General features: G+C 65.1%; 3 protein-coding genes and 1 tRNA gene. 2 read left to right on the top strand and 2 right to left on the bottom strand.

The features are described 5' to 3' along the window. Positions 1-1,102 precede the first annotated feature (1,102 nt). Both Q0Z66_RS12155 and Q0Z66_RS12150 read right to left on the bottom strand, forming a co-directional pair. A tRNA-Ser gene (locus Q0Z66_RS12155) sits at positions 1,103-1,194 on the bottom strand. A gap of 71 nt (positions 1,195-1,265) precedes the next feature. Next, on the bottom strand, positions 1,266-2,261 hold the full coding sequence (locus Q0Z66_RS12150; protein WP_298041524.1) for a LacI family DNA-binding transcriptional regulator: 996 nt from the start codon (positions 2,259-2,261) through the stop codon (positions 1,266-1,268). A gap of 161 nt (positions 2,262-2,422) precedes the next feature. Between Q0Z66_RS12150 and Q0Z66_RS12145 the strand changes: the two genes are divergently transcribed. Together Q0Z66_RS12145 and rhaI are read left to right on the top strand one after the other, a co-directional pair. Beyond that, positions 2,423-2,794, top strand: a complete 372-nt coding sequence (locus tag Q0Z66_RS12145; RefSeq protein ID WP_298041521.1) for an L-rhamnose mutarotase — start codon at positions 2,423-2,425, stop codon at positions 2,792-2,794. Continuing rightward, on the top strand, positions 2,791-3,935 hold a 1,145-nt coding region (gene rhaI / locus Q0Z66_RS12140; RefSeq protein ID WP_298041519.1), incomplete at its 3' end, for an L-rhamnose isomerase. The genes Q0Z66_RS12145 and rhaI, both read left to right, overlap by 4 nt.

Genomic DNA, 3,935 nt, shown 5'->3' with positions numbered 1-3,935 from the left:
TGACGAACTATGTCGCGAGATCGCTCCTCGAAGCCGGCGGCTTCAGGCCCCGGCTACACCCTCGTTCGTGAAGAGCCTTCGATCCTCCCGCGGTCTCCAGCGGAAGCGTCGGACCTCCGGCTGCCCACGCGAAGAAGGTGTTACTAATCGCTTGAACGTCAGTCAATCCCGAAAGCGGATGACCCACATTCGAAGCGCCCTGCGCCACATATGCGCGATAGGTATGCGCCGGGCCCGTCGGGAAGGTCGTCGACACCACACACGCCCCATCAGCCCACTGAGCGTTCGAGCCCCTCCCGCTGTGGTTGCACACACCGATCGTGCGATCCGTCGTCACGTCCAGCACATACACCCGATACGGCTGAGCCAACTTGATGTCCTGATTCGGCATCGCCGTCAACGTCACCGATTCCCCAACGGAGAAAACACTCTTATCCACATTCAACGACACCGACCACGCCGCACGCTCAACAACCACCTCGTTCGAAGTGATCGAATTGACACGAGCTTCGAAAGATTCGTGGCTACCACTGGACATTTGGACGACTACCGCACATTCAACCCCAGAGGTGCACTCGGCAATGCGCGTATCGCGTGAGGCATTCCAAATCTCGAGGCGACTGGAACTGTCCTCGATCGGCTGGTCTACGCGAGCCGTCAGCGTTGCGCTTTGGCCCGCTTGGAGCGATGCGTGCGTCGAGGTGAGAATGACCGTTGTCGGGGCCGACGCCGCCGCGGGGACAACCACCGATTCATCCGCGCTAGCTTGGGTCGGGCTCGGCAAATAGACCAAGATTGCCCCGACCAAAACGAACGAAAGAAGCCCTCCAAGGGCTCGGGTCATGAGCGAACGCGCGCGTCGGAACCTCTTCATCGTCCATCCCTCGGATCAGCCTGCGCGATCGCTTCAAACGCACATAGCGGATTCAAATATATGACATCTGATGTCCGTTGAATATCGACACCCGTTGATGGCTTCTCCGGCGCCGAAGAACTAGACCGTCGTCGATTGATCACGAGGCGCGCCACCCGTAACAGTCCGAGACAACAAAAAATCCTGAGCCGCGACTGGTTCGTATACGATGTCGCGGCTCAGGATCTGTGGCGGAGACGGAGGGATTTGAACCCTCGGTCCCCTTTAAAGAGGACTCCACCTTAGCAGGGTGGTGCACTAGGCCACTATGCGACGTCTCCAGGCATCCGGTCCGAGGATCGGGTGCACTCGTCCAGCATAACGGGTGTTCGAACGCGGTGCGAACCGAGCGTCAGATTCCGAGTGTGCTCGCGCGGGCCACGAGCTCGGGTTCGAAGAGAACGTGCTCGTCGCGGCGGCTTTCTCCGGCGAGAAGAAGGTCGACGGCGGTCGATCCGATGAGGGCCGCCGGCTGGCGGATCGAGCTCAGCGGGATGACGGCAGCGGCGGCGAAGTCGATGTCGTCGTAACCGATGAGCGCGATGTCGGCGGGCACACGGGCATCGCCCGTCATGACGAGGCTCTGCATCACGCCGAGGGCGAGCAGGTCATTGGCCGCGAAGACGGCATCGGGCCGCTCCTGCGAGCTCCGCTCGAGGATGCGCCGGCCGGCGCGACGCCCCTCCTCCACGCTCAGCGCCTCGGTCGCGATGACCTCGATCGCAGCTCCCGCCCGCAACGCGGCATCCTGCGCCCCCTGCAGACGGTCGGCGACCTGGCGGATGCCGGCGGGCCCTCCGACGAAGGCGAGGCGACGGCGCCCGGTGTCGAGAAGGTGCTCGGCCGCGAGGCGTCCGCCCATCACGTCGTCGACGGCGACGGAGGCGAAACGCGGATCATGGGATTCGCGGTCGACGAGCACCGCGGGGATGCCGCGACCGCTCATGTCGCGCAGCCGCGACGAGGCGTCGGCAACCGGAGTGACGAGCACCCCTGCGACGCGCTGCTGCTCGAAGAGGTCGAGGTGGGTGGCCTCGCGCTCCTGCTTCTCATCGCTGTTGGCGACCAGCACGGACATGCCATGCACCTCAGCGCGCTCCTCCGCGCCGCGCACCACCTCGGCGAAGAACGGGTTGCGGATATCGAGCACCAGCAGGCCGATCGACAGGCTTCGACCCGCCCGCAGCTGACGGGCGGCGTCGTTGCGCACGAAGCCGAGCTCATCGATCGCTGCGAGCACACGTCCGCGCACAGCATCCGACACCTTCTCAGGCCGATTCAGAACGTTCGACACCGTCCCGACAGAGACTCCGGCCGCCACCGCAACCTCGCGAACGCTCACCGCCATTGATGCCTTCTCCTCCTGCACACTGACCGCGAGTGTACGGCATCCGCCCACCCCTTCTTCGGCGCGCGAATCGGGCGCAGTTGCGCGATCGGTCATCCAGGCTTATCGTTGAAACGATTCACAGAGCGCGCACCGCGCTCACCCCTCTCAGGAGAACCTCAATGGCGACTTCACCCACACGCGTCTGCTTCCAACTGCAGATCGCCCCCGACCTGATCGACGAGTACGTCGCCCGTCACTCCCCCGTCTGGCCCGAGATGCTGGCGGAGATCGCCGCATCCGGCCGCCGCAACTACTCGCTGTTCCTCGGCGACGGCGGCATGCTCATCGGCTACTACGAGACCGACGACGACGAAGCCGCACAGGCATACCTCGCCGCCTCCCCCATCGCCGCGAAGTGGGAGGCCGAAATGGGCCGCTTCTTCGTCGGGCTGGGCGGACGCCCCGACCAGGCCTCCACGCCTCTCAGCGAGGTCTTCAACCTCGCCGAGCAACTGACCGAGTCCACCTCAACCGAAAGCAGCGCATCGTGAGCATCCTCTCCTCCGACATCCTTTCCGAGCTCGAGAAGCAGTCGATCGAGCTGCCCTCGTGGGCGTTCGGCAACTCCGGCACGCGTTTCAAGGTCTTCGGCACGCCCGGCACCCCGCGCGACCCGTTCGAGAAGATCGCCGATGCCGCACAGGTGCACAAGTACACCGCGCTGGCCCCGGCCGTCGCGCTGCACATCCCGTGGGACATGTGCGACTTCGCCGACCTCAGCAAGCACGCCGAAGACCACGGCGTCACCCTCGGCACCGTCAACTCCAACACCTTCCAGGACGACGACTACAAGTTCGGCGCGCTCACGCACGAAGACGCCGCGATCCGCCAGAAGGCCATCGACCACCACCTCGCCTGCATCGACGTCATGGACGCCACCGGCTCGCGCGACCTGAAAATCTGGCTCGCCGACGGCTCGAACTACCCCGGCCAGGCAGACATGCGCGGACGCCAGGACCGCCTGCAGGACTCCCTCGAGAAGATCTACGCCCGCCTCGGCGACGAGCAGCGCATGGTGCTCGAGTACAAGTTCTTCGAGCCCGCCTTCTACCACACCGATGTTCCCGACTGGGGCACCAGCTACGCGCAGGTCGCCACCCTCGGCGACAAGGCCATGGTCTGCCTTGACACCGGCCACCACGCCCCCGGCACGAACATCGAGTTCATCGTCATGCAGCTGCTGCGCCTCGGCAAGCTCGGCTCCTTCGACTTCAACTCGCGCTTCTACGCCGATGACGACCTCATCGTCGGCGCGGCAGACCCGTTCCAGCTGTTCCGCATCCTCTTCGAGGTCGTGCGCGGCGGCGGCCTGAACAACCCCGACGTGGCCTTCATGCTCGACCAGTGCCACAACGTCGAGGACAAGATCCCCGGCCAGATCCGCTCCGTGCTCAACGTGCAGGAGATGACGGCTCGTGCCCTGCTCGTCGACCGCGACGCTCTGTCGGCCGCCCAGAAGTCCGGCGACGTCCTGGCCGCCAACGCGGTCTTCATGGACGCTTTCTACACTGACGTGCGTCCGGCCCTCGCCGAGTGGCGCGAGTCGCGCGGCCTGGCCGCCGACCCGATGGCCGCTTTCGCAGCATCCGGCTACCTCGCGCAGATCGCGGCCGACCGCGTCGGCGGCGTGCA

Origin of the sequence: uncultured Microbacterium sp., assembly GCF_947632095.1 — a bacterium.
GTDB lineage: Bacteria > Actinomycetota > Actinomycetes > Actinomycetales > Microbacteriaceae > Microbacterium.
Note: the sequence above shows the minus strand (reverse complement) of the source record. Positions and strands in the feature narration are given on the sequence as shown.